Here is a 26,555-nt window from a genome sequence, read left to right on the forward strand (position 1 = left end):
CAAATCACTAACAACGCACACAAACAAAAACGCCCTCTCGTATAGAGAAGGCGTTGTATTAGCAGCGAGTACGTTACTGCAATGCAGTAGCGACTGACTGATTATCTATAAAGCGCTTATGCAGGCTCTTGGAAGATAACTGTGTCTGCTTTTTCCGTGTACTGACCCATTTTATGGAAGTTCAGGTAACGGTATGTATCAGCAGCGGTTGCATTGATCTTCTCAGCGTACTCTAGGTACTCTTCTTTCGTTGGGATACGACCAAGAATCGCACCAACAGCAGAAAGCTCAGCAGAAGCTAGGTAAACGTTCGCACCATTACCCAAACGGTTCGGGAAGTTACGTGTTGACGTCGACATAACCGTCGAAGCATCAGCAACACGAGCTTGGTTACCCATACATAGTGAACAGCCCGGAGTTTCGATACGTACCCCAGCACGACCGAAGATGCCGTAGTAGCCTTCTTCTGTCAGTTGGTCTTTATCCATCTTCGTTGGCGGAGCAACCCATAGGCGAGTATTTAGTGAGCCGTTAAACTCTTCTAACATCTTACCTGCAGCGCGGAAGTGACCAATGTTGGTCATACAAGAACCGATGAACACTTCTTGAATCTCTGTCCCTTGAACATCAGAAAGAAGACGAGCATCATCTGGATCGTTTGGCGCACATAGGATTGGTTGGTCAATATCAGCAAGATCAATCTCGATAACATGCGCGTATTCCGCATCTGAATCAGCAGATAGCAACTCAGGATTCGCTACCCACTCTTCCATTGCCGTGATACGACGCTCAATCGTACGAACATCACCGTAACCTTCAGCAATCATCCACTTAAGCATAACGATATTCGAGTTCAGGTACTCATCGATAGACTCTTGAGATAGCTTAACAGTACAACCTGCAGCTGAACGCTCAGCAGATGCATCAGAAAGCTCAAATGCTTGCTCTACAGACAGGTGTTCAACACCTTCAATTTCTAGTACACGACCAGAGAATTCGTTGATCTTACCTGCTTTCTCAACCGTTAGTAGACCTTGCTTGATACCGTAAAGTGGAATGGCATGTACTAGGTCACGTAACGTGATACCCGGTTGCATTTCACCTTTAAAGCGAACCAAGATAGATTCAGGCATATCAAGAGGCATAACGCCTGTTGCCGCCGCAAATGCTACTAGGCCAGAACCCGCAGGGAATGAAATACCAAGAGGGAAACGAGTATGCGAGTCACCACCTGTACCTACAGTATCAGGTAGAAGCATACGGTTTAGCCATGAGTGGATAACACCATCACCCGGACGAAGTGAAACACCCGCACGGTTCATGATGAAATCAGGTAGCGTATGGTGAGTGTTTACATCAACCGGTTTAGGGTATGCAGATGTGTGACAGAAAGACTGCATTACAAGGTCTGCTGAGAAACCAAGACACGCCAGATCTTTCAGTTCATCACGAGTCATAGGACCCGTAGTATCTTGAGAACCCACTGTCGTCATTTTAGGTTCACAGTACTGACCAGCACGTACACCTTCAACGCCACACGCTTTACCTACCATCTTCTGAGCTAGCGTGTAGCCTTTATCAGAAGCTAATGGATCGATTGGTTTAGCAAACAGGTCTGTTTCAGCTAGGCCTAGAGCATCACGAGCACGACCTGTTAGGCCACGACCAATGATCAGTGGAATACGGCCACCAGCACGAACTTCGTCTAGCAAAACTTTGCCTAGTTCAAAGTTTGAAATCACAGAACCGTTCTTATGAACAACACCTTCGTACGGGTAGATATCAATGATATCGCCCATGTTCATGTCTTGTACGTTCAGTTCAATGGGTAGTGCGCCTGAATCTTCCATTGTGTTGTAGAAGATTGGTGCAATTTTACCACCAAGACAAACACCGCCAGTACGCTTGTTTGGTACGAATGGGATATCTTCGCCCATAAACCAAAGCACTGAGTTCGTTGCCGATTTACGTGAAGAACCTGTGCCAACAACATCACCAACGTAAGCCAGTTGAATGCCGTCTTTTTGCATTTCTTCAATCTGTTTGATTGGACCAACATTACCCTGTTCGTCAGGAGTAATGCCATCACGTTCCATTTTCAGCATCGCTTTCGCGTGTACTGGGATATCAGGACGTGACCATGCATCAGGCGCTGGAGATAGGTCATCGGTGTTCGTTTCACCAGTGACTTTAAATACTTTAACGGTAATTTTTTCCGCTACTTTGTCTTTAGCTGTAAACCATTCAGCATCAGCCCAAGATTGAAGCACTTGTTGTGCTGAAGCATTACCTGCTTTCGCTTTCTCTTCTACGTCGTAGAACGCATCGAACATAAGTAAAGTATGAGATAGGGCTTTAACAGCGATTGGAGCAAGTTCAGCGTCATCTAGTAGAGATACTAGAGATTCGATGTTGTAACCGCCTTGCATAGTACCAAGCAGTTGTGCAGCTTTTGCTTTGCTTACTAGTGGAGATGTCACTTCACCTTTAGTGATAGCCGTAAGAAAGCCCGCTTTTACATAAGCAGCTTCATCTACACCCGGTGGAATGCGGTTTTCTAGTAGGTCAAGAATGATTTCTTCTTCACCTTGAGGTGGATTCTTCAGAAGTTCAACTAGGCCAGCTACCTGCTCAGCATCTAGTGGTTTTGGAACAACTCCCTCGGCAGCACGTTCTTCGACGTGTTTACGGTAGGCTTCAAGCACGACTTTTTTCCTCTCATTGCGGTTCACTTCTTACCTTCATAATTGTTAGTAAAATAAAGAAGTGAACATCCTTGGAAACTTGGCTCTCCATTGCCATTTTTGTCATTCAATTTGTATTGATGAGCGGCGTCATAGAGGCCAAACTGTGGGCGATAGAATAGCAAATTTAACGTTAAATTAAAATCTTATCATTTTGACCAACATAGCAAGTTAAGACGAAAGTCCCACTATTTTTGCCTAATTACGCAGTTAAACGGCTACTCTACGCATGATTATTTGTAGGAAGTACCGACAATCAAATAGACCGAATCATAGTTATCTTCAGTTCGGCCATAAGCCAAAATAATCGGCCCTAAAGGGGAGTCGACTCCGGCAAAGACTGAGCCGGCGGTGAACATTGGCGCTTCGTCAATGCTCAGATCATTGTTCGACCATACACCACCATGCTCAATGGACGCACCCACGTAGAATGGCGATTTAAAGAGGCCGAAGTCATTTTCAAACCACTTATAGCGATAAATTAAACTGCCATACGCCAAGTTTTGCCCAATAAGACTATTTCTTGGTATTCCCGATAAATTTAAGAAGCCTCCAAGCTCCTTTGGATCAATAGGGAACACGGAATTTTTACTCTCTACCATACCAAAATCGAACTTTGCGACTAAAGTATGCTTTTCAATACTCTGCGCCGCCATGAAATTAGCTGAGAATTCATAAACCGTATCACTCTCAGACGTTAAATTCGATTCACCAACAGAGCTGTCGTTATCAAAATCATCATGAGAGACGAGGTACTCTAAATCGACAAAGTAACCCTTGGTCGGCAAGCTGAAGTTATCCAAAGTATCGAGTCGATACCCCATAAACCCGCCAATACGCTTGTAGCCACCGCTGCCCAATGAGGGTAACGAAGAAACCTCAACATCCCCATCAGTATAACGAACACCAAATTTCAGCTCTTGCCACAGCGTTGGTTGATAGCCTAATGCCAATTCACCGACATATTCACTATACGTCATTGGGAGGTAATCTTTCGTTACGTCCAGTGTCGGCTCTTCAATATCGTCAATATCTGCTGGTAGGTTTCTGTTCTCTTTGCTGTAAACAACCGATGCTGAAGTGAACAGTTTTTGACTCGAAAAGAAGGGCGAGTAAAGTTCCGCTTCAATTCGTTTGTCAGTACCCATCTCGATATTGGTTCTTAGTTCTGCACCATGCTTATTAATATCGGTAAAGTTGGCTGAGACACCGAGTGAGTATTGACTGGTAGTCGAGAAGTCATCTTCAAGAAAGAATCGAAAGTTGAGATAGTTTGGGCCCCAAGACTTTTCGTTCACATCCACTAACAGTTGATCCTCGCCATCAACATTATCAAACTCATAAGTGACCAATTCAAATCTATCCAGTGCATAGAGATCTTTCACTTTAGATTCGATTTCACTGGTTTTCAAAACCTCACCAGAATCGAGATTTAAGCGGTTTTCGATCAACTTATCTGAATAGTGGGTGTTGTTGTTGATGACCACCCTATCGACGACAGTTTGATCGCCATGTTTCAGCTGTCTGCGTGCTTTTTGTTTGTCCTCGATATAATGCTGATAATCGGCATTTGAGAGCGATAGCTTAGAAAGCTCATCAGTATGCTGCTTAGCGGCTTCATAGCCCGCGAGGAAAGCCGATGGCATTTTATCAAAGTCAGTCGTCTCCATTTGCCCAACATCAGGACGTAGGAAAACATCATCATCCGTCAGTGTTTCAGCTTGCTCTTGAGTGCTGCGTTGGACCAGATAATTAGAGAGTTGATCAGCTGCCGCTAGAAAATTCGTGAAATCTTCTTTGCCTTTGTAATTGGTACTGATATCCACCGCAATGACAATGTCCGCGCCCATCGCTCTGGCAACGTCGACTGGCATATTATTGGTGACACCACCATCAACCAGCATTCGGCCATCTAATTCATAAGGGGGAAGCGCGCCAGGAACTGACATACTGGCCATCATCGCATCAACAAGGTGACCATGGTCGATGACCACTTCTTCAAGCTCAATAATGTCGGTTGCGACTGAACGGTAGGGAATAGCAAGATGGTCAAAAGAGTCGAGTGGAGATAGGTTACCTGTGGTCTCACGCAGAATACGCAACATGTTCTGACCTTGAACCACGCCTTTCCTAGCTTTGATTTCGCCCCAACCTAAACCGAGATCGGTGTTCAGTTGGTAACGGTCTTCATATTCTTTGTCACGCACTCGGCGATCACTACGGTTAACGCGATCACGATAGCCGCGATTCCAATCAACCGTATAAATAAAACTTTCAATCTCATCAGCACTCATCCCTGTCGCATAAAGCCCACCAACGTAAGAGCCCATGCTGGTACCGGTAATGTAATCGACCGGAATTTGCATCTCTTCTAGCGCTTTAAGTACACCAATGTGAGCCGCTCCTTTGGCTCCTCCACCAGCAAGCACAACAGCAACGGTTGGTCTTTTATGAGCTTGTCCAGCTTGCTGAGATTGTTCCACCGGTGTCACAGTAGATGCAAACAGCTGAAAACTGATCACAGTACCGACAATGCCTAAGCCGCTCACTATCCAACGAGAAATCATTCTTTAAACTATCCTTGTCATTCTTTTCTTTTACGACTTTACCACTGAAAAAGCTTTTTTAGCCACTGTTTTGGTTGACTTTCACAACCCTTTTTAATGTTTCCATTCTCATCCCAAACCGGCAGTTTAACCGTACCATCACAGTCAAACTCTAAAGCCCCTTGAGAAGTTCGAGTAAAACTTGCCGTCGTAATGCCATTCGGCCAAGGCAACAGTAACTGCTCTGGAGTTCGATGCTTCAGATAATCGGCATAGACACGTAGCGCACCACTAGAGCCCGTGAGTTTAGTCGGCTTATTATCATCGCGCCCTAGCCAGATGGTAGTGACTTCGCGACCATCAACACCCACGAACCAACTGTCTCGGCTGTCATTACTGGTTCCCGTTTTACCCGCTAATCCTGCCCATGCAAACTGACCTTGCAGGAAACGACCCGTACCTTCAGACACACCACGTTTCATGGCATAAGTTGTCAACCAAGCTGCTTGCTGGTCAACGCTTTGTGATACACGAGGGATCGACTGATATAGAACCTCACCATCGTTATCAACAACTGAACGAAGCGCAGACAAAGGTGCGATACGGCCAGAGTTGGTGATGGTTTGGTACATCTGCGCTACCTGAAATGGGGTCAATGAGAATGAACCCAAAAACATCGATGGCACTGGGCGAATTTCGTTTTTATCGACACCCAGCTTTCCAATCGTATCCGAAACGCTATCAATACCTAACTGCATGCCCAAACGAACCGTTGGTACGTTGTAAGACTTAGAAAGCGCCACATACAAGGGCACATCGCCACGGAACTTACGATCGAAATTTCTCGGGCTCCACACGCTGCCTTTACTGCCTTTCAAGCTCAGTGGCGTGTCCTTCAATGTTGTCGCCAACGTGTACTTCTGGGGTTGATCTAGTGCGGTTAAGTAGATTGCTGGTTTAACCAAAGAGCCAATAGGACGACTCGCATTCAAGGCACGGTTAAAGCCATCGTAGCCAGTACGCTTACCACCAACCATCGCACGAATTTCACCAGTATTTCTATCCACGGCAATAGCAGCTGCCTCGAGCTTGTTACCTGCCGTTTTAGATAAATCAGGCACTTTACGAGCAATCGACTTTTCTAGCTTATCTTGGGACACCGGATCCAGAGAGGTAAAGACTCGAATGCCTTTCTGAGCTTCAAATCGGTCACCGACATATCTCTTAAGCTCAATGTTTACTTGCTGGAAGTAAGCGGGCTGACGGCTCGCAATACGTGGGTTATCTTGAATATCCAAGTCTCGGCTTGCGGCTTCTTCGTACTGTTTCGGCGTCAATATGTCTTGTTGCATCAGCAAACGTAGAACCAAATCACGTCGAGTCTTCGCTCGCTCAGGGTAACGAACCGGGTTGTAATACGAAGGTCCTTTGACCATGCCGACCAGCAGTGCTAGTTGATCGATTCGGAGTTCTTGAATCGGTTGCCCGAAGTACAAGCGAGATGCTAATCCAAAGCCATGAATCGCTTGCCCACCATTTTGCCCAAGATAAACCTCGTTTAAGTAGGCTTCTAAGATGCGATCTTTGCTGTAACGATGATCCAAGATAAGTGCAATGTAGGCTTCGCGAACCTTGCGCCACAATGTGCGCTCGCTAGATAAGAACAGGTTTTTTGCCAATTGTTGCGTCAACGTACTGCCACCTTGTACGGTTCGCCCTGCTTTTACATTGACCACCATTGCACGAGCGATTGCCAGTGGCGATACCCCATCGTGCTGATAGAAATTTCGGTCTTCGGTTGCCAGCAATGCATCAACCATCACCTCAGGGAACTGATTACGTTTTAAGAACAGACGCTGCTCATCGCTGCTTTTTTCAAGCATGCCAAGCATTTTCGGTTCAACACGCAGATACCCCATGTCGCCTTTCTTCTCTAGCGACTGAATACGAGTTAACTCGTTACCGTTGAAATGCAGCATCACATGACGATCCGCTTCCGGTCCATCGACAAACTCGAACGGGCGACGAATCATTTCAATCTTGGTTGAGGAAGAAGAGTATTCGCCTGGGTGACGAGGAGCGTTCACCTTACGATAATTGAGTACATCCAGCTCATTCTTAACCTGCACCAAACTCACCTGAGTTCCCGGAGACAGGTCCAGCACTCGCGCATAAACCACGGTTGGCAAATCAAACAACTGACCTTCAAAACGCTGCTTGACCACTGAATCAAGATAAATACCGACGAACAACAGCAATGCAGCAAGTGCCAAGCCGGCTTTCCAAGAAATGCCCCACAGGATCTTCAACCAACCTCTCTTGCCAGGCGGCTTAGCTTTAGGTTTAGTCTTTTTCGCTGCTGCTCTTGGCTTTCTAGGCTTGGCTTTGGTCGCTGGTGACTTCTTTGCTGGCGCTTTTTTAGGTGGTGCCTTTTTTGGCGTTAACATTTTGGTCATCATCGATTCAACTGTCGTTTAGTTTTAGTGGTTGCTACATGATTAGCAGGGTCATCTGGCCAAGGATGTTTTGGGTAACGGCCTTTCATTTCTTTTTGTACTTCTTTGTACGCGCCAGCCCAAAAGCCAGCTAAATCTTGAGTAATTTGTAGTGGTCGCTGAGCTGGAGAAAGTAGCTCAAGCACCACTTTTTTACGCCCTTGCGCGATCAATGGCGAGTCTTGTTCACCAAAGACTTCCTGCATTCGTACTGAGATCACTGGCTCAGACTGATACTGGTAGCGAATTGCTTTTTTACTGCCCGTCGGCATCAGATAGTCGGTAGGCAGCCATTGATCAATTTCTTGATTCAACGGCCAACCAAGGTATGCCGACAGTGCTTGTTCAATCGATACATTCGACAGCCCTTTGGCAGACTTAATGCCATTTAAATACGGCGACAGCCACTCATCAAGATGTTCAACTAAACTCGCATCATCCATCGCTGGCCAATCATGCTCAGGCATCCAAAGTTCTGCACAGCGTACCCGCTCAACCAGCTGTTTAGCCGAAGGGGTCCAATGTAAGCGATCCAGCCCGCATCGAGCGATATAATTGAGTAGCGCTTTGCTCGCCTGATTCGCATCAGGCTCTGGTAAAGCTTTGGTGCTGATAATCAACTTGCCCAAAGACACTCGCTGCTCTGCCACTAAGCGGCCACGTTTTTCATCCCAATCGGCGTAATCGGAACGCACAAACAGTTTTGGGAATTCAGCTTCTAGCTGCGAAATATCAACGGCAGTGGCTAAGAAAATCTGACTGGCTCGCCCTGTGCTGCGCATCAAATCAATCACTACGATATAGTCATTGTTCGCCAATGAATCATCGTCACGAACCTCAGCCCCGTGGCCATTCGCAAGAAGGAAAGCACTGCTGGTTGCGCTTCTCACTTGTGCAATTCGGTCTGGGAAGGCAAAACAAAGCACTAATGGTAGCAATGATTCGTCAACTTGTGACAAATCTAAGTGATGTTTGAGTTTGCTCGCGAGACTTTTCGCTCGCTGCATCACAACGCTATTTTTTGAGTGTTTTCTTTGCTTCAGTCGATGCAACGAATGCTGAATATCCGTCACATTGCGCTCTGGCTCTTCAAGTAAAGCGGCAGCAACAATCGCGACATTCAGTAGCTCTTGGCTGCTTTGCTGCGCTTTAACCAACATACTGGCGATGCGAGGTTCAATTCCTAAGCGTTGAGCCTGTTTTCCTAGTGCCGTAAATTGACCATTACCGTCTAACAGTTCTAGGTTTTGTAAGAGTTGCTTAGCTTGTTCTGTTGAAGCTTTCGGTGGAATGTCTAACCATTGCAATTCATCAGCACTTGCGGCTCCCCATTGTGTCAATTCAGACACCAACGAAGACAAATCAGAATGAAGAATCTCAGGTTCTGGCACAGCAGGTTGCTGCATCAACTGTGTTTCACTGTACAAGCGAACACACAAGCCCTCTTCGATTCGCCCAGCACGACCCGCTCTTTGTTCAGCTGAAGATTGCGAGATTTTCACTTGCTCCAGCTTAGTAATACCGGTTTTCAGATCGAACTTTGCCACACGTTCAAGCCCGGAATCGACCACCAGTCGAATGCCCTCAATCGTTAAAGAAGTCTCAGCAATATTGGTCGCTAACACCACTTTTCGACGCCCTTTCTCTGATGGCGCGATCGCTTTTTGTTGTTGAGGAAAGCTGAGCTGACCGTACAAAGGACACACATCGATATCGCTGGCGAGTTGTTCTAGTTGAGATTCGACTTGTTTTATCGCCGAGACACCCGGCAAGAAAGCCAAAAGTGAGCCTGACTGTTTCTCCATCAGAGAACGAATCACGTTGGCCATCTTAGGGGCTAAATATTCATTCGAGCCTAATGGCTGATAACGGAAGTCGACCGGGAAAGTTCGCCCTTGTGATTCAACATACTTGGCATCAGGCAACAAAGATTGCAGCGCGTGTTGATCTAAGGTTGCCGACATCACCACCACTTTTAGATCATCACGCAGTGCTTCTTGGATCTCCAAACTAAAGGCCAGCGCGGTATCTGCATGGATACTGCGCTCATGAAACTCATCAAAGATCACCATATCAACCCCAGTCAATTCAGGGTCGGTTTGGATCATTCTCGTCATAATCCCTTCGGTTACGATTTCCAAGCGAGTCGCACTGCTGGTTTTAGATTCACCACGAACTCTAAAACCTATGCTCTCTCCCACTTTTTCTCCCAATTGGTTGGCTAAGTAAGTTGCGATATTCCTTGCCGCCAAACGCCTCGGTTCAAGCATAATGATTTTGCCTTGAACGGCGTTGGTCTTAACTAACTGTAAAGGGAAGAATGTTGACTTCCCCGCACCGGGAGCGGCCTTTAGAATAAGTTGAGTGTGTGTTTCTACGCCAGCGAGCAGATCTGGCATCACAGCTTCTATGGGCAGTTGTGGCAATGGGAGAACCTTGTGGTGTAATGTTGGTAACATTGTACATAAAAACCTACCTGTCTAAATAAGTAATATGCACTTCAATCCTCCATTAGAGCCAGCGACTCTTATTAAACGCTATAAACGTTTTCTCACTGACATCCAACTTCCAGACGGCAGCGAACGTACTATTCATTGCGCTAACACTGGAGCAATGACGGGATGTGCGACCCCTGGCAATACGGTGTGGTACTCAACCTCAGATAATGTAAAAAGAAAATACCCAAACAGCTGGGAGATCTCAGAAACAGACAAAGGTCACCGTATTTGTGTAAATACTGCGCGAGCAAACCAGTTGGCAGTGGAAGCAATTGAAAATAATACTATAGTTGAACTCTTAGGCTATAACGCGTTACGAACCGAAGTGAAATATGGCAGTGAGAATAGTCGAATTGATATTCTGCTTGAAGATAACGAAAAGCCGCCTTGCTATGTCGAAGTAAAAAGCGTCACTTTGCTCGATGAACAACAAACGTCCACTAAGCAACAAATATCAACTAAACAACAAGCGTCAACCAAAGGGCAAGGTTTTTTCCCTGATGCGGTCACCACCAGAGGCCAGAAACATCTGCGTGAACTCACAGAAATGGTCGAATCTGGAAATAGAGCCGTACTTTTATTCACTGTTTTGCATTCAGGTATTGAAAAAGTGTCTGCGGCACACCATATAGACGCCAAATATTCGTTATTACTTAAACAAGCACAAGACGCTGGTGTTGAAGTGCTTTGCTATAAAGCAGAGCTAAGCAGTACTCAAATACAACTAAAACAAGCTGTTGAATTTATCAATAGCTAAGCAAAAATGCTGAACTATTCACATTGATTGCAAGTTTGAACAAGAGTATTTGCCACCATTCGTTCTTTCTGCTATAGATACCCGCCTTAAAATTAGCTGCTTTGCAGTTGACTAGGTGTAAATAGGAGATGCTGTATGCCAGAATCTAAGAAAAAAGCGCTAGGCATCCTAGCCATCGCAGGTGTTGAACCGTACCAAGCAAAGCCAGGTGAAGAATACATGTCACCTGAGCAAACGGAACATTTTACAAAAATTTTAGCAGCTTGGCGCAACCAGCTCAGGGAAGAAGTTGATCGTACTGTGCACCACATGCAGGACGAAGCAGCAAATTTCCCAGACCCAGTTGACCGTGCTTCTCAAGAAGAAGAATTCAGCCTAGAGTTACGTAACCGTGACCGTGAGCGCCGTCTTATCAAGAAAATTGAGAAGACACTAGACAAGATCGAAGAAGACGATTTCGGCTTCTGTGACTCTTGCGGTGTCGAGATTGGCATTCGTCGTCTTGAAGCTCGTCCAACTGCTGACCTTTGTATTGACTGTAAAACACTTGCAGAGATCAAAGAGAAACAGATGCAAGGTTAATTCTTGCGGATGTAAAAAAGGGAGCTTTGGCTCCCTTTTTTGTTTGTTATCCAAGCTGAATATTTCAAGATTTTGATAGCAAATCAACAGCTTTGACTTGTTTGTACGTATTAATACGATGACTAAACGAACCAAAGTAATAGATAAACGTCTTAAGAATCGGCTACTGCGGTACCATCAAGATTAGGTTTTTCACTTATGAATTATATCGGGCGCTTTGCACCATCACCGTCAGGTCCTCTTCATTTTGGATCACTAGTTGCTGCTCTTGGTAGCTACTTTCAAGCGAAATCCAACCAAGGACAATGGTTAGTTCGCATGGAAGACCTCGATCCACCAAGAGAAATGGCCGGCGCTGCAGACCTCATTCTTAAGACGCTTAAGGCTTACCATCTATTTTGGGATGGTGAAGTCGTCTATCAAAGCCAACGCCATGACCTTTACCAAGCTCAAATTGATCAATGGGTCGCTGACAAGCAAGCCTATTACTGCCAATGCACACGCAAGCAGATAAAGTCTTTAGGTGGCTTTTATAATGGTCACTGCCGAAACGCAGGTTTGATTGATTCAGGCGAACAAGCCGTGCGCTTGTGCATGGACTTTCCAGTCGAGTCCTTTGACGATGTTCGTCACAGTACGATTCAAATCCCTAAAGCATTGGCTGAAGAAGATTTTATTATCAAACGCAGAGATGGATTGTTTGCCTATAACTTGGCGGTTGTCCTTGATGACATCGATCAAGGGGTAACAGAAGTTGTAAGAGGCGCTGACCTGATAGAGCCTACAGGCCGACAAATCAGTTTGTATAAGACACTCAAGCAAAAAACCGTGAGTTACTTGCACTTACCATTGGCAACCGATGGCTTGGGGAATAAACTGTCAAAACAGAACCATGCCACCGCGATCGATCTCGACAACCCAAAACCAACGCTGCTCGACGCTATGCGATTCTTAGGTTTTGATATCCCGCATGCCCTCTATGAGGCTTCAATGGATGAGATTTTGTTATGGGGAACTCAGCAATGGAACGTCAGTCAGTTACCTGATAGTTTACAAAAAGAGCACAGCGATTAGCTCAAAACTAACGGCAAATAGCAAAAACGACACATAAAAATGCCATAACCAACAGCAGTGGTTAAGCAGACGATGTTCTCAAATGGCTCGCGCTAAGCTATCATTAGCCGCAATTAAACTCTGCACTACCACTTTGGACTAAGAGAAAAACAAAGTTGGCGATACCTACTTTGTTCTAAACTAATGAATACAAACGACAATACCCCAAGCGAACAACGCGGATTCCACGAATTAGCTCTGAATATATATACTCGTCAAGAGCACAATATTTCACGCAAGCAGATCAGCGACAACGCACTAAAAGTGCTATATCGCCTGAATGGTGCGGGTTTTGACGCATTTCTAGTCGGTGGTGGTGTTCGCGATATCTTATTAGGCTCACAGCCAAAAGATTTTGATATTGCGACCAACGCAACACCAGAACAAATCAAAAACCTCTTCAGAAACTGTCGCCTTATCGGTCGCCGTTTCCGCTTAGCACATATCATGTTTGGTCGTGACATCATTGAAGTGGCAACTTTCCGTGGCCACCACCAAGAGCCATCGAAAAACGTTTCTGCGCAATCTGATGAAGGCATGTTGCTACGCGATAACGTGTACGGCAATGTTGATGAAGATGCAGAGCGTCGTGACTTCACTATTAATGCGATGTACTACAACATTGCAGACTACAGCATTCACGATTACGCGGGTGGTGTGGAAGATTTAGAAGACAAGCTGATCCGCTTAATTGGCGATCCAGAAACTCGCTACCGTGAAGATCCGGTACGTATGCTTCGCGCGATGCGTTTCGCCGCTAAACTGGATTTCGATATTGAAGAAGACACAGCAGACCCTATCGAAGAGCTGGCACACCTGCTAAAAGATATCCCAGCAGCGCGCCTTTACGAAGAGTCTCTGAAATTACTTCAATCAGGTCACGGTTTAGAAACCTATCACCTAATGCGTGAATACAATCTGTTCCAACAGATGTTCCCTGCAATTGCAGAGCACTTCACTGAAGGTTACGACTCTCATACAGAGCAGATGCTTGACTTAGTACTCGACTCAACCGATCTTCGTATCGAAGATGGCAAGCGAGTAAACCCTGCATTTATGTTTGCAGCGATTCTTTGGTACCCAATGAACAAGCTTGCAGACAAGCTTGTCGCTGAGCAGGGTATGGCGCATTACGATGCGATAATGGAAGCGAGCAACATCATTCTTGACCAGCAAGTTAAGTCTATTGCTATTCCTCGTCGTCACACGGCGACCGTTCGTGAAGTTTGGCAACTGCAATTGCGACTGCCTCGTCGTAACGGTAAACGTGCTGTTCGTCTTATGGAACTGAATAAGTTCCGTGCTGGTTACGACTTCCTAGAAATGCGTGGCGAGATTGAGGGTGGCGAAACCAAAGAACTAGCAAAATGGTGGGAGCGTTATCAGACCGCAGGTCGCAACATGCGCCAAGCGATGGCTAACGACGTTGCAGCACCATCAAAATCAGGCCATCGTCGCCGTAAGACTTACCGAAACAAAAAGAGTAAGCAGTCCGAATGATAACGGCTTATATTGCGGTCGGCAGCAACCTTGCCGACCCAGTTAGCCAAGCAAACTTGGCTATCGAAACGCTAAAAAGCCTACCGCGATCAACGTTTATTGCGACCTCTCAGCTATATAGTAGCACTCCAATGGGGCCGCAAAACCAACCGGACTACATCAACGCGGTAGTAGCAATCCAAACCGAATTAACGCCAATTGAACTGCTTGATTGCACTCAAAAGATCGAGTTAGAGCAAGGGCGCGTCCGTAAAGACGAGCGTTGGGGGCCAAGAACTTTGGATCTCGACATTGTGTTATACGGCAATGAGGTGATCGATTCAGAGCGCTTAATCGTTCCTCATTACGGAATGAAAGAACGAGAGTTTGTACTTTACCCGCTTGCTGAAATCGCACCAAGTTTACAACTCCCTGATGGGACTGAGCTGACAGAACTACTCAAAATAGTTGATAAGAACGGGCTCAATGTTTGGCAACAATAGCCAAGCGCATTAAGGAAAACCAATGAAAAAAGTAACCATTAACGACCTGATCAAATGCAAACGTGAAGGCCGTAAATTCGCGACGTCGACAGCTTATGATGCGAGCTTTGCTCAATTATTCGAAAGCCAAGAAATGCCAGTTCTGCTTGTCGGTGACTCACTGGGTATGGTTCTACAAGGCCATAACGACACATTACCAGTAACCGTTGAAGACATTGCTTACCATACTCGCTCAGTGCGCGCAGGTAGCCCAAACTGTCTTCTTATGGCTGACATGCCTTTCATGAGCTACGCAACGCCAGAGCAAGCCTGTGAGAGCGCTGCAACCTTGATGCGTGCTGGTGCGAACATGGTAAAAATCGAAGGCGGAAGCTGGTTGGTTGATACTGTGAAGATGCTAACAGAACGTGCCGTACCAGTATGTGCACACTTAGGCTTAACGCCTCAGTCTGTGAACATTTTTGGTGGTTACAAAGTACAAGGTCGTGACGACGAGCAAGCCGACAAAATGGTTGCTGACGCTCTAGCACTGCAAAACGCAGGCGCTCAAATCGTTCTCCTTGAATGTGTGCCCGCTTCATTGGCAAAACGAATTACAGAAGCTTGTGACGTACCCGTTATCGGTATCGGCGCAGGTAATGTTACCGATGGTCAGATCTTGGTTATGCATGACATGTTCGGTATTTCTGCGAACTACATGCCGAAATTCTCTAAGAATTTCCTAGCTGAAACAGGTGATATGCGTAAAGCCGTCGCTCTATACAAAGAAGAAGTAGAGAGCGCACGTTTCCCTGATGATGCTCATACAATCGCTTAGGAGTAACTATGCAAACTTTTGCTGAAATAGCGGCTCTTCGTGAGCAGATTAAACAGTTTAAGCGTGATGGACGTACGGTTGCTTTTGTCCCGACAATGGGAAACCTGCATGAAGGTCACCTGACTCTGGTCAAGAAAGCTCGTGAACTGGCTGATATTGTTGTGGTAAGCATCTTTGTTAACCCGATGCAGTTTGATCGTACCGATGACCTGAACAACTACCCTCGTACGTTAGAAGCTGATTTAAGTAAGTTAACAGCCGAAGGCGTTGAGCTCGTGTTTACACCGACACCGGAAGTCATGTATCCAGATGGATTAGATAAACAGACGTTTGTTGAAGTTCCAGGCATATCTCACATGCTTGAAGGCGCGTCTCGTCCAGGTCACTTCCGCGGCGTATCAACGATTGTCGCTAAACTGTTTAATATCGTTCAGCCAAACTTTGCATGCTTCGGTGAGAAAGACTTTCAGCAACTTGCTGTTATTCGCCAGATGACAACAGATTTAGCGTTAGACATTGAAGTTGTCGGCGTAGCGACCGTTCGTGAAATGGATGGCTTGGCAATGAGCTCTCGCAATAGCAACCTAACGATTGACGAGCGTCAACGAGCTCCAGTTCTAGCGCGCACTATGCGTTGGATCAGCAGCGCTATTCGTGGTGGCCGCGATGATTATGCGTCAGTGATTGAAGATGCGACAGACCAGCTACGCGCAGCTGACTTACAACCAGATGAGATCTTTATCTGTGATGCGAAAACGCTGCAAGCGATCACGTCAGAAACGACTCAAGCTGTGATTCTGATGTCAGCTTTCCTAGGTAAGACGCGTCTTATCGATAACCAAGTTCTAGATTTGGTTACGGAAACAAAAGAAGAATTAAAAGAAGAAACGGCTGAATAGTCGGCTTCTGCTCTTAACGCAAAACAAAAACACCAAACGCAAAACATAAAAAAGGTCGATGTTATATCGACCTTTTTCTTTACCTGTTACTTAGATTAACCAAAGGTTAACTACGTAAGCCAATCCCCTTAGTCACTAGGTAGTGTGCAACGCCATACAGCGCTACGATAAACACACCCAATACACCGAACGACGTTACAATACCCACATCAGACACTCCCAAGAAGCCATATCTGAACGCGTTAACCATGTACACAATTGGGTTCAGTTTCGACACACCTTGCCAAAATTCAGGCAATAGACTGATCGAGTAAAACACACCACCAAGGTACGTCAGCGGCGTTAAAATAAAGGTCGGGATAATAGAGATATCGTCAAACGTGCGTGCAAATACAGCGTTGATTAAGCCACCCAGAGCGAACACAACCGACGTTAGAAATACTGTCGCAATAATCACGCCCCAATGGTCAACTTGCAGGTCGACAAAGAAAAGCGATACGAAGGTGACTATGGTACCCACTAACAAGCCACGCACCACACCGCCCATTACGAAACCAGCAATGATCACGTAGTTAGGGACTGGCGCTACAAGCAGCTCTTCAATGTTCTTCTGGAATTTGGCACTAAAAAACGACGAAGCAACGTTGGAATATGAGTTAGTGATCACCGACATCATGATCAGGCCGGGAACAATGTATTCCATGTAGCTAAAGCCGTTCATTTCACCAATACGCGCACCGATAAGGTTGCCAAAGATGATGAAATACAGCGTCATGGTAATCGCTGGCGGGACAAGTGTTTGCACCCAGATACGAGTAAAACGATTGATCTCTTTAGTCAACAAGCTACAGAAAGCGGTCCAATATAGGCTGTACATATTATTTACTCCCCTCACGGACAATACTCACAAATAGCTCTTCTAAACGGTTTGCTTTGTTACGCATAGAAAGGACTTTCACCTGCTGTTCACTCAATTGAGCAAAGATGGTATTCAAACCTAGGTTCTTGTCGATTTCGATTTCTAGCGAACCATTAACCATCACTTGGCTATTCACACCTTCAAGTTTAGGTTCAGTCGCGCCCTCTTCCAGATCAAGAATAAAGGTCTCTGCACTCAACTTACCCAGCAGCGACTTCATTGTTGTATTCTCAATCAGCTCACCACGGTTGATGATACCAATGTTACGACACAGCATTTCCGCTTCTTCTAGGTAGTGCGTCGTCAAGATAATGGTAATACCCTGCTTCTCATTGATCTCCTTCAGGAACCCCCACATTGAACGACGCAGTTCAATATCAACGCCCGCCGTTGGCTCATCAAGAATCAACAAATGAGGCTCATGCATCAGCGCACGTGCGATCATCAAACGACGCTTCATACCACCAGACAAGTTACGTGCACGTTCGCCACGCTTTTCCCACAAATCGAGCTGAGATAAGTATTTTTTCGCTCGCTCTTTCGCCACTGCTTTGGGCACACCGTAATAACCCGCTTGTTGTAGTACGATCTGCTCAACGGTTTCGAACGGGTTAAAGTTAAACTCTTGAGGCACTAGACCTAAGTTCTGTTTCGCCAACTCCAGATCGGTATCAATGTCGTAGCCGAACACTTTAACCTTGCCTGAAGTTTTGTTAACCAGTGAAGAGATAACACCAATGGTGGTTGATTTACCTGCACCATTTGGACCAAGCAGAGCGTAAAAATCGCCTTTTTCTACTTGTAAACTAACGCCTTTAAGAGCCTCAAAGCCCCCTGCATAAGTTTTTCTTAATTGCTCAATTTCTAATGCATACATAGAGATAGACTGCCATTTGCTATAGATAAGATGTTGATGACCAAGCTTGAGGAAGAGAGTAATTGCTTAAAACGAGCTAGCAGAAAACTAACCCAAACTTGTTTACTCGGCCATTTTGCAAACAAGTTTATCGTTGATTAACGATTAATACAAATACCGAGTGAGGGTTTCTTTCGAAAGCGAACAAGAATATTAGCTACGTAAAGACCAGTTCAGTGTTCAGTAAACATAAAAATGCCGTTAAGTTATTCACTTAACGGCATTAATCACCAATACTAGATTTGGCGTCTATCACTGATTCATGTCAGATTATTGCTGAAAATTAGACTGACTCAAATTGATGTTCATCTCTATCAACATAGCTTGTTGCAGCTGTCAAAGCTTCATATCTGAATCGGTAGGTGTTAGATTCCGGCACAAGATCAAGCACGTGGAATTTCTCTAGCTGCTGACGAGTATTCTCATTCGGACACAGCAAGTACACTTCACACTGCGCATCCAACGCATCTTTAATCGCATTTTCTAGTGCAAGCCCAACCGTCACATCAATCATAGGCACATCTGTCAGATCTAGAATCATCGCTTCGTAATCAGAGATACTAGAGTGCTGACGTGAAATCGCCTTTGAAACACTGAATATCATCGGCCCAGAAAGGTAAAAGAACAGCACTTTACCATTGGCACTATCCAGTAGCTGACGTTCGCTATCGGTCAATGGGATATCGTCTTCATCATCACCATCACTGATCGCCTTAACTTGTCTAGCTTGCTCTCGGCTCAATCTTTCAATAATTAGGATATTCGAGATAAAAACACCCAGTCCGACAGCAATAATCAAGTCCACGAATACAGTCAACAGCATAACGCCGTACATTACACCCATGCCGGCATAACTCACCTTGTGTGCTCGCTGGATAAAGCTCCAGTCAAGAATATTGAAACCAACATACATCGCAATGCCAGCCAATACCGCCATAGGGATTGGTTCGGTTAAGCCACCCGCAACCAATACCACCAATGCCAAAACTAAGGCTCGAATAACACCAGAAAGTGGAGAGCGAGCACCCACCTGAATATTGGTTACGGTACCCATGGTTGCGCCCGCACCGGGTAGCGCACCAAACAGACCAGAGATCATATTCGCGATGCCTTGGCCACGAAGTTCTTTGTCTGAATCATGCTCTTTACGAGTCAATGAATCTCCAATAACCGCAGTCAAAAGCGTATCAATACAACCAAGAGTACCCAGCACCAAGGCATCAATAACCATGGTCGTAAATTGTTCAGAACTGATTGTCGGAATAACGAGAGAGGGTAAACCAGCGGGGATCTCACCGATACGGCGGATAGAGTCGGTATCAAAAATAATGACGGATAAAAGGGTGACAGCAACTAAAGCAACCAGTTGAGCGGGCACATACTTACGATATTTAGCCGGAAAACCAAACAGAATACCGAGTGTTAATGCCCCTAAAAACAGTTCGCTTATTTTCAGATGGGCTAACGTATCAGGCAATGCGGAAAGCGTGCCCATCACCCCGCCAGATGGAGCCGCATGTCCTAACAATGGTGATAACTGCAAGATAATCAGAATAACGCCGATACCCGACATAAACCCAGAAATCACGCTATATGGCATCAAAGTAACGTATTTTCCAAGCTTTAAAGTACCAAGTAATATCTGAAAAGCACCCGCCATCATGACCACGGTAAAGGTCATTGCCATTCCTGTTTCAGGATATTTGGCCACCATGCTTGTCATCACTGCTGTCATGATCACCGTCATCGGACCGGTAGGCTCTGATATCAAGCTGCTTGAGCCGCCAAACAGTGCGGCAAATAGGCCGACCATGATGGCGCCCCAAAGGCCAGCTTCCGCGCCCGCACCAGACGCAACACCAAATGCCAACGCTAAAGGCAATGAAATGATGGCTGTGGTTACACCGCCAAACATGTCTCCTTTGAGACTGATATCCGCAAAACGACTTCCAAACAAAACACACCTTCCTGATGATGAAAATGACAAACCTTATCACTTTAACAAATGAGTTAATCAGACAGAAAGTGTTAATTCAATCACATTATTCATGACTTATAACCAGATGGTAGTTTCTGTGCTAAGTTAATGATCTTAACGACTAGAACACGTCAGATGAGTACGTGTTGACGCAGTTTTTACGGGATTGAATTTGTAACATTGTGTATAGTTACAATTCTTAATGAAGGGATGTAAGACGCAAAATGCCAGAGATTAAACAGCTTTTTGAAAACAACTCTAAATGGTCTGAAGAAATTCGCTCTCAAAGACCTGAGTATTTTACAACGCTTGAAGAAGGGCAAAGCCCTGGCTTTCTATGGATTGGCTGCTCTGATAGCCGAGTACCGGCCGAGCGTCTCACTGGTTTGTATTCTGGCGAACTGTTTGTTCATCGAAATGTAGCAAACCAAGTGGTTCATACCGATCTCAACTGCTTATCCGTTGTGCAATACGCCGTTGACGTACTCAAAGTTAAACACATCATTGTATGCGGTCACTATGGCTGTGGTGGTGTTAATGCAGCGATTGATAACCCTAAACTTGGCCTTATCAACAACTGGCTACTCCACATTCGCGATAACTACCTTAAGTACCGTAAGCAAATTGAATCTCTACCTCGTGAACAATGGGGTGACAAGTTGTGCGAAATTAACGTTGCTGAGCAAGTCTATAACCTTGGTAACTCAACCATCATGCAAACCGCATGGGAACGTGGACAAGATATTGAAATCCACGGCGTAGTTTATGGTATTGGTAACGGCAAGCTACAAGACCTTGGCGTTCGTTGTTCAAGTAATGACACGTTAGAAAATAGTCACTTAGAAGCGCTTGAAAAAATCCTATCGTCTCCAACTCTTGGTTAACCTTTAACGTCTAACCAGTAGATATAATAAAGGCTCGCATTGTGCGAGCCTTTTTTGTTTTTCTTCCAGAGCAGTGATTACTCTTGAGGTACTACTTTACCGATGTACGGTAGGTGACGATATTTTTGTGCGTAGTCGATACCAACACCAACAACGAACTCGTCAGGAATCTCAAAACCAATCCACTTTGTATCGACAATCACTTCACGGCGAGAAGGCTTGTCTAATAACGTGCAGATTTCGATAGATTTAGGGCCACGTAGGCTCAAAATCTCTTTCACTTTAGTCAGTGTGTTACCTGTATCGATAATGTCTTCTACAAGCAGAACATCTTTACCTTGGATATCATCATCAAGGTCTTTCAAAATACGAACGTCACGTGAGCTTTCCATGCCGTTGCCGTAGCTAGACGCGGTCATGAAATCAACTTGGTGAGTTAAATCGATAGCACGAGCAAGATCCGCCATAAAGACAAAAGATCCACGTAATAAGCCAACTAAAACTAGATCTTCACTGCCTTTATAGTGCTCCGTGATCTGCTTGCCTAGTACGTTCACTCGATCCTGAACTTCTTGCTCAGAGATCATGACTTCAACTGTATGCTTCATACTGCTCTCATTTTATTTGGTGATTGCGACGAATGTTGACAGTTTCGTCAGTTGTGTCGCTCAATTTTGTGAGTAAGTCTAGCACTGCTCAAATACCCACACCACCTTATGGTTCTAATTTACTGTGAGATTCTCAATTAAATGTGCGCTGATGCCCTATCCAATACTCGCTTCCTTTCACATCAATCCTGATCACGCTTTATGTATCAAGTTTGATGTAACTGTCTATAAAACAAGCTCAAAGGATTGACCATTCGCATATGCACCATTACACTCATCTTGGCTTAAATAATAATAAAATCATTAATATAAAAATTTCGTTGGCAAGGAAAATAAAATGGACTCAATATCTAAGAGACCTAGAACTAGGCTTTCACCTTTAAAAAGAAAACTTCAATTGATGGAAATCGCTCTTGAGGTATTCTCTCGCCGCGGTATTGGTCGTGGTGGACACGCTGATATTGCAGACATCGCTCAGGTGTCTGTAGCAACGGTATTTAATTACTTCCCTACCCGTGAAGATCTGGTTGATGAAGTGCTTAATCATGTTGTACGCCAATTCTCTAACTTCCTTTCAGACAATATCGATCTGGATATTCACGCAAAACAAAACCTACATAATATTGCGACTGAAATGGTGACGTTAGTGGCTCACGATAGCCATTGGTTGAACGTATGGTTTGAATGGAGCGCTTCGACTCGTGATGAAGTATGGCCTCTATTCGTAACCACCAACCGCACTAACCAAATGTTAGTACAAAACATGTTTAGCAAAGCGATCGAACGCGGCGAAGTTTGCGACGATCACGATCCTAAACATCTAGCGAACCTATTCCACGGCATCTGCTACTCACTGTTCATTCAAGCGAAACGTGTAGAAACGCCAGAAGAGCTTTCAAGCTTAACGGATAGTTACTTGAACATGCTGTGCATTTATAAGTAGATTCGAGATAAATGATTTAAGGGTTGGCCTAATCGGTCAACCCTTTTTTTGTAGAATGGAATGGCTCTTCGCATCCCGAAGCGCAGCGTACTCGCATCTCGGAGTGAAACGTTACTGTTCCTTACTTCAGATATAAAAAAACCGCTGACGAATCAGCGGCTTTTATAATCTAGGTATACTCAAAATAATTGGAGTTGCAGCTAGGCAACAAGTAAGTTCAGCCCTATGAGCATAGATTTACTATGTGATCAGGGTGAACTTACGCAGTTAACAACGCTGCGGCTTCAAGTATGAAGAGTATTTACTTTTTCTTTTTCACTGCTTTCTTATTTGGAAGGTCAGTGATTGAACCTTCGAATACTTCCGCAGCTAGACCAACAGACTCGTGTAGAGTTGGGTGAGCGTGGATAGTAAGAGCGATATCTTCTGCATCACAACCCATTTCGATTGCTAGGCCGATTTCGCCAAGAAGTTCACCACCGTTAGTACCAACAACAGCACCACCGATTACGCGATGAGTATCTTTATCGAAGATCATCTTAGTCATACCGTCAGCACAGTCTGAAGCGATTGCACGACCAGAAGCAGCCCAAGGGAAAGTAGCAACTTCGTAGTTCAGGCCTTCCGCTTTCGCTTCTTTCTCAGTCTTACCTACCCAAGCAACTTCTGGCTCAGTGTACGCAATTGATGGAATTACTTTAGGATCGAAGTAGTGCTTCTTACCAGAGATAACTTCAGCAGCTACGTGACCTTCATGCACACCTTTGTGAGCAAGCATTGGTTGACCAACAACGTCACCGATCGCGTGGATGTGAGGAACGTTAGTACGCATTTGCTTATCAACATTGATGAAGCCACGCTCATCAACTTCGATACCCGCTTTTTCAGCGTCGATAAGTGCACCGTTTGGAACACGACCGATAGCAACAAGAACGGCATCGTAGCGCTCAGCTTCAGCTGGTGCTTTTTTGCCTTCCATTGAAACGTAGATACCGTCTTCTTTCGCTTCAACAGCAGTCACTTTAGTTTCAAGCATTAGCTTGAACTTGTTCTTGATGCGTTTAGTGAAGACTTTAACGATGTCTTTATCCGCAGCTGGGATAACTTGATCGAACATCTCAACAACTTCAACTTTAGAACCTAGAGAGTGGTAAACCGTACCCATCTCAAGACCGATGATACCGCCGCCCATGATAAGCAGTTTTTCTGGTACTTCGTTTAGTTCTAGTGCATCCGTAGAATCCCAAATACGTGGGTCTTCATGTGGGATGAAAGGAAGTTTGATTGGGCGAGAACCCGCTGCAATGATTGCATTATCAAAGTTAATTGTTGTCGTTTCTTCGCCAACAACTTCGATGCTGTTAGGACCAGTAAACTTACCGAAACCGTTAACAACAGTAACATTACGCATCTTAGCCATACCGCCAAGACCGCCAGTCAGTTGATCAACTACTTTGTCTTTCCAGATACGAACTTTGTTGATGTCCGTTTGTGGCTCGCCGAATACAACGCCGTGCTCTGCCATCGCTTTTGCTTCTTCAATTACTTTAGATACGTGAAGAAGTGCTTTTGATGGAATACAACCAACGTTTAGACATACACCACCAAGAGTGCTGTAACGTTCAACTAGTACTGTTTCTAGACCTAAATCCGCACAACGGAATGCCGCTGAGTAGCCAGCAGGACCTGAACCAAGTACAACAACTTGGGCTTTAATTTCTTTGCTCATTGTGACCTCTTGTAGTCATTATCCCTAACAGGCTGAGTAGATGTTCTTAAAATTATTGGGCTTTCAAACAGGAAACATTTTACAGAGATGTTAACAGTGTGAAAGTAGCTTTAAGTTAGCCTGTGAGCTAGACAACAATTCCCCCGCAGTTTATGAGAAATGCCGGAAACTGTTCTCTAAAAATAGTCTTTATATAAAGAATTAAGGTGACCCGAAAGTCACCTTAATAATTACTTTCTCAATTACAGTACTAGACGACGAATGTCAGATAGTGCGCTGTTTAGGAAAGTAATGAAGCGTGCACCTTCAGCACCATCGATCACGCGGTGATCGTATGATAGAGACAGTGGAAGCTGCAGACGTGGTTGGAACTCTTTACCATTCCAAACTGGCTTAATCTCAGACTTAGATACACCTAGGATACCTACTTCTGGAGCATTTACGATTGGAGTAAATGCAGTACCGCCAATACCACCAAGGCTAGAGATTGTGAAACAACCGCCTTGCATGTCTGCTGCTGTTAGCTTACCAGAGCGTGCTTTCTTAGAAACAACCATTAGTTCTTCAGATAGCTCGTAAATACCTTTCTTGTTCACGTCTTTGAAAACAGGAACAACTAGGCCGTTTGGTGTATCAACTGCGATACCCACGTTTACGTACTTCTTAAGAATGATGCTTTCGCCATCGTCAGATAGAGACGAGTTGAATGCAGGGAATGCTTCTAGCGCTTTAGCAACAGCTTTCATGATGAACACAAGTGGAGTGATCTTCATGCCAGTGTCTTTCTTCGCTTCGATTGCATTCTGTTCTTTACGGAATGCTTCTAGCTCAGTGATATCTGCGTTGTCCCACTGTGTCACGTGCGGGATCATTACCCAGTTACGGTGCAGGTTAGCGCCAGAGATCTTCTTAATCTTAGAAAGCTTCTGAACTTCAGTTTCGCCGAACTTGCTGAAGTCAACTTTTGGCCACGGTAGTAGACCAAGAGCAGAACCGTCGCCGCCTTTACCAGATGCTGCAGCACCAGACTCTAGACGCTTAAGTGCATCTTTAACGTAAGACTGAACGTCTTCTTTAAGGATACGGCTCTTACGACCAGTACCTTTAACCTTAGAAAGGTTAACGCCAAATTCGCGAGCAAGACGACGAACAACTGGAGAAGCGTGCGCGTAGTCACCGTTCTCTTGGAAGTCGCCAGCTGCTGGAGCTACTGCTTCTGCTTTAGGTGCAGGTGCTGCTGCCGGAGCTGCTGCTTGTGCTGGAGCTGAAGCCGCTACTGCTACTGGAGCTGCGCCTTCAACAACGAAAGTCATGATTGAAGAGCCTGTTGACACTGTATCACCAGCTGCAATCTTGATTTCTTTCACTGTACCAGCGAATGGTGCAGGCACTTCCATTGAAGCTTTGTCGCCTTCAACAGTAATTAGAGATTGCTCTTCTTCTACTGTATCGCCAACCGCTACCATGATTTCAGTAACTTCTACTTCGTCGCCACCAATATCAGGAACGTTCACTTCTTTCTCAGCAGATGCTGCTGGAGCCGCTGCAACTGGTGCCGCCGCTGGAGCAGGAGCTGCTGCAACTGGAGCGCCAGAACCTGCCACTTCAAATACCATCACTAGAGAACCAGTAGATACTGAATCACCAGAAGCGATCTTGATTTCTTTAACGATACCAGCGAATGGTGCAGGTACTTCCATTGAAGCCTTGTCACCTTCAACAGTAAGAAGAGATTGCTCTTCTTCTACTGCGTCGCCGATAGCTACCATGATTTCAGTTACTTCAACTTCATCACCGCCGATATCAGGAACGTGAACTTCTTTAAGCTCAGCTGCTGCAGGAGCAGCTGCAACTGGTGCCGCCGCTTCAACTGCTGGAGCAGCCGGTGCTGCTGCAGCACCTTCCGCTTCAAAGATCATGATAAGAGAACCAGTAGAAACAGAATCACCTTCTGAAATCTTGATTTCTTTAACGATACCCGCTTGAGACGCAGGAACTTCCATTGAAGCTTTGTCGCCTTCAACAGTGATCAGTGACTGCTCTTCTTCAACCTTGTCGCCAACGTTTACAAGAATCTCAGTTACTTCAACCTCGTCAGCACCGATGTCTGGTACATTAATTTCGATTGTCATTGTATTTACCTAC

General features: G+C 45.2%; 19 protein-coding genes. 9 read left to right on the forward strand and 10 right to left on the reverse strand.

Translation table 11 applies throughout. From position 1 onward, the window contains the following. Positions 1 to 116: 116 nt before the first annotated feature. From acnB to hrpB, 4 genes are all read right to left on the reverse strand, one after another. Complete coding sequence (acnB, locus tag M4S28_RS14585; protein WP_026012369.1) at positions 117 to 2,705, reverse strand: bifunctional aconitate hydratase 2/2-methylisocitrate dehydratase; 2,589 nt, start codon at positions 2,703 to 2,705, stop codon at positions 117 to 119. A 272-nt stretch (positions 2,706 to 2,977) separates the two neighbouring features. After that, positions 2,978 to 5,311 carry a patatin-like phospholipase family protein gene (locus M4S28_RS14590; protein ID WP_249632021.1) on the reverse strand — a complete coding sequence of 778 codons (2,334 nt, stop codon included), beginning with the start codon at positions 5,309 to 5,311 and terminating at the stop codon, positions 2,978 to 2,980. Between the two features lie 38 nt (positions 5,312 to 5,349). Further along, positions 5,350 to 7,749, reverse strand: coding sequence for a penicillin-binding protein 1B (gene mrcB / locus M4S28_RS14595; protein ID WP_102572184.1), 2,400 nt, complete (start codon positions 7,747 to 7,749; stop codon positions 5,350 to 5,352). Beyond that, on the reverse strand, positions 7,746 to 10,184 hold the full coding sequence (gene hrpB, locus M4S28_RS14600; RefSeq protein ID WP_241907276.1) for an ATP-dependent helicase HrpB: 2,439 nt from the start codon (positions 10,182 to 10,184) through the stop codon (positions 7,746 to 7,748). Before hrpB ends, mrcB begins: the two co-directional genes overlap by 4 nt. A 94-nt stretch (positions 10,185 to 10,278) precedes the next feature. Here hrpB and sfsA point away from each other — a divergent pair, with 94 nt between their 5' ends. From sfsA to panC, 7 genes are all read left to right on the forward strand, one after another. Then, on the forward strand, positions 10,279 to 11,040 hold the full coding sequence (sfsA, locus tag M4S28_RS14605; protein WP_017087411.1) for a DNA/RNA nuclease SfsA: 762 nt from the start codon (positions 10,279 to 10,281) through the stop codon (positions 11,038 to 11,040). Between the two features lie 135 nt (positions 11,041 to 11,175). After that, positions 11,176 to 11,622 carry an RNA polymerase-binding protein DksA gene (gene dksA / locus M4S28_RS14610; protein ID WP_017073117.1) on the forward strand — a complete coding sequence of 149 codons (447 nt, stop codon included), beginning with the start codon at positions 11,176 to 11,178 and terminating at the stop codon, positions 11,620 to 11,622. Between the two features lie 198 nt (positions 11,623 to 11,820). Then, the gene (gluQRS, locus tag M4S28_RS14615) at positions 11,821 to 12,696 is read left to right on the forward strand and encodes a tRNA glutamyl-Q(34) synthetase GluQRS (RefSeq protein ID WP_029224634.1); all 876 of its coding nucleotides are present in this window, start codon (positions 11,821 to 11,823) and stop codon (positions 12,694 to 12,696) included. 183 nt (positions 12,697 to 12,879) lie between these two features. Then, positions 12,880 to 14,235, forward strand: a complete 1,356-nt coding sequence (pcnB, locus tag M4S28_RS14620; RefSeq protein WP_004735460.1) for a polynucleotide adenylyltransferase PcnB — start codon at positions 12,880 to 12,882, stop codon at positions 14,233 to 14,235. Continuing rightward, on the forward strand, positions 14,232 to 14,717 hold the full coding sequence (gene folK, locus M4S28_RS14625) for a 2-amino-4-hydroxy-6-hydroxymethyldihydropteridine diphosphokinase (protein WP_004735459.1): 486 nt from the start codon (positions 14,232 to 14,234) through the stop codon (positions 14,715 to 14,717). Before pcnB ends, folK begins: the two co-directional genes overlap by 4 nt. A 22-nt stretch (positions 14,718 to 14,739) precedes the next feature. Beyond that, entirely contained in the window at positions 14,740 to 15,534 is a 795-nt protein-coding gene (gene panB / locus M4S28_RS14630) for a 3-methyl-2-oxobutanoate hydroxymethyltransferase (RefSeq protein WP_004735458.1), read from the forward strand. 8 nt (positions 15,535 to 15,542) lie between these two features. After that, a complete protein-coding gene (gene panC, locus M4S28_RS14635) occupies positions 15,543 to 16,433 on the forward strand; it encodes a pantoate--beta-alanine ligase (RefSeq protein ID WP_017079968.1) in 891 nt (296 codons plus the stop codon). A 106-nt stretch (positions 16,434 to 16,539) separates the two neighbouring features. Here panC and M4S28_RS14640 read toward each other — a convergent pair whose 3' ends face one another. The 3 genes from M4S28_RS14640 to M4S28_RS14650 all read right to left on the reverse strand — a co-directional run bounded on the left by M4S28_RS14640 (position 16,540) and on the right by M4S28_RS14650 (position 20,183). Further along, on the reverse strand, positions 16,540 to 17,310 hold the full coding sequence (locus M4S28_RS14640) for an ABC transporter permease (protein WP_004735456.1): 771 nt from the start codon (positions 17,308 to 17,310) through the stop codon (positions 16,540 to 16,542). A 1-nt stretch (position 17,311) separates the two neighbouring features. Next, positions 17,312 to 18,229 (reverse strand): ABC transporter ATP-binding protein, encoded by a 918-nt coding sequence (locus M4S28_RS14645; RefSeq protein WP_017079966.1) that lies wholly within the window; start codon positions 18,227 to 18,229, stop codon positions 17,312 to 17,314. A 322-nt stretch (positions 18,230 to 18,551) separates the two neighbouring features. Beyond that, positions 18,552 to 20,183, reverse strand: a complete 1,632-nt coding sequence (locus M4S28_RS14650; RefSeq protein ID WP_029222729.1) for a SulP family inorganic anion transporter — start codon at positions 20,181 to 20,183, stop codon at positions 18,552 to 18,554. Positions 20,184 to 20,470: 287 nt separating this feature from the next. Here M4S28_RS14650 and can point away from each other — a divergent pair, with 287 nt between their 5' ends. Further along, positions 20,471 to 21,130 (forward strand): carbonate dehydratase, encoded by a 660-nt coding sequence (can, locus tag M4S28_RS14655; RefSeq protein ID WP_004735453.1) that lies wholly within the window; start codon positions 20,471 to 20,473, stop codon positions 21,128 to 21,130. A gap of 77 nt (positions 21,131 to 21,207) precedes the next feature. On the opposite strand, the gene hpt is transcribed toward can, so the two are convergent. Beyond that, the gene (hpt, locus tag M4S28_RS14660; RefSeq protein ID WP_004735452.1) at positions 21,208 to 21,738 is read right to left on the reverse strand and encodes a hypoxanthine phosphoribosyltransferase; all 531 of its coding nucleotides are present in this window, start codon (positions 21,736 to 21,738) and stop codon (positions 21,208 to 21,210) included. Positions 21,739 to 22,075: 337 nt separating this feature from the next. Between hpt and M4S28_RS14665 the strand changes: the two genes are divergently transcribed. Beyond that, a complete protein-coding gene (locus tag M4S28_RS14665; protein WP_017079965.1) occupies positions 22,076 to 22,681 on the forward strand; it encodes a LuxR/HapR/OpaR family quorum-sensing transcriptional regulator in 606 nt (201 codons plus the stop codon). Between the two features lie 301 nt (positions 22,682 to 22,982). Here M4S28_RS14665 and lpdA read toward each other — a convergent pair whose 3' ends face one another. Further along, entirely contained in the window at positions 22,983 to 24,410 is a 1,428-nt protein-coding gene (lpdA, locus tag M4S28_RS14670) for a dihydrolipoyl dehydrogenase (RefSeq protein ID WP_004735450.1), read from the reverse strand. 242 nt (positions 24,411 to 24,652) lie between these two features. Next, positions 24,653 to 26,542 carry a pyruvate dehydrogenase complex dihydrolipoyllysine-residue acetyltransferase gene (aceF, locus tag M4S28_RS14675; RefSeq protein ID WP_249632022.1) on the reverse strand — a complete coding sequence of 630 codons (1,890 nt, stop codon included), beginning with the start codon at positions 26,540 to 26,542 and terminating at the stop codon, positions 24,653 to 24,655. Between the last annotated feature and the right edge of the window lie 13 nt (positions 26,543 to 26,555).

It is taken from the genome of Vibrio sp. J383 (assembly GCF_023503985.1).
GTDB classification, from domain to species: domain Bacteria; phylum Pseudomonadota; class Gammaproteobacteria; order Enterobacterales; family Vibrionaceae; genus Vibrio; species Vibrio splendidus.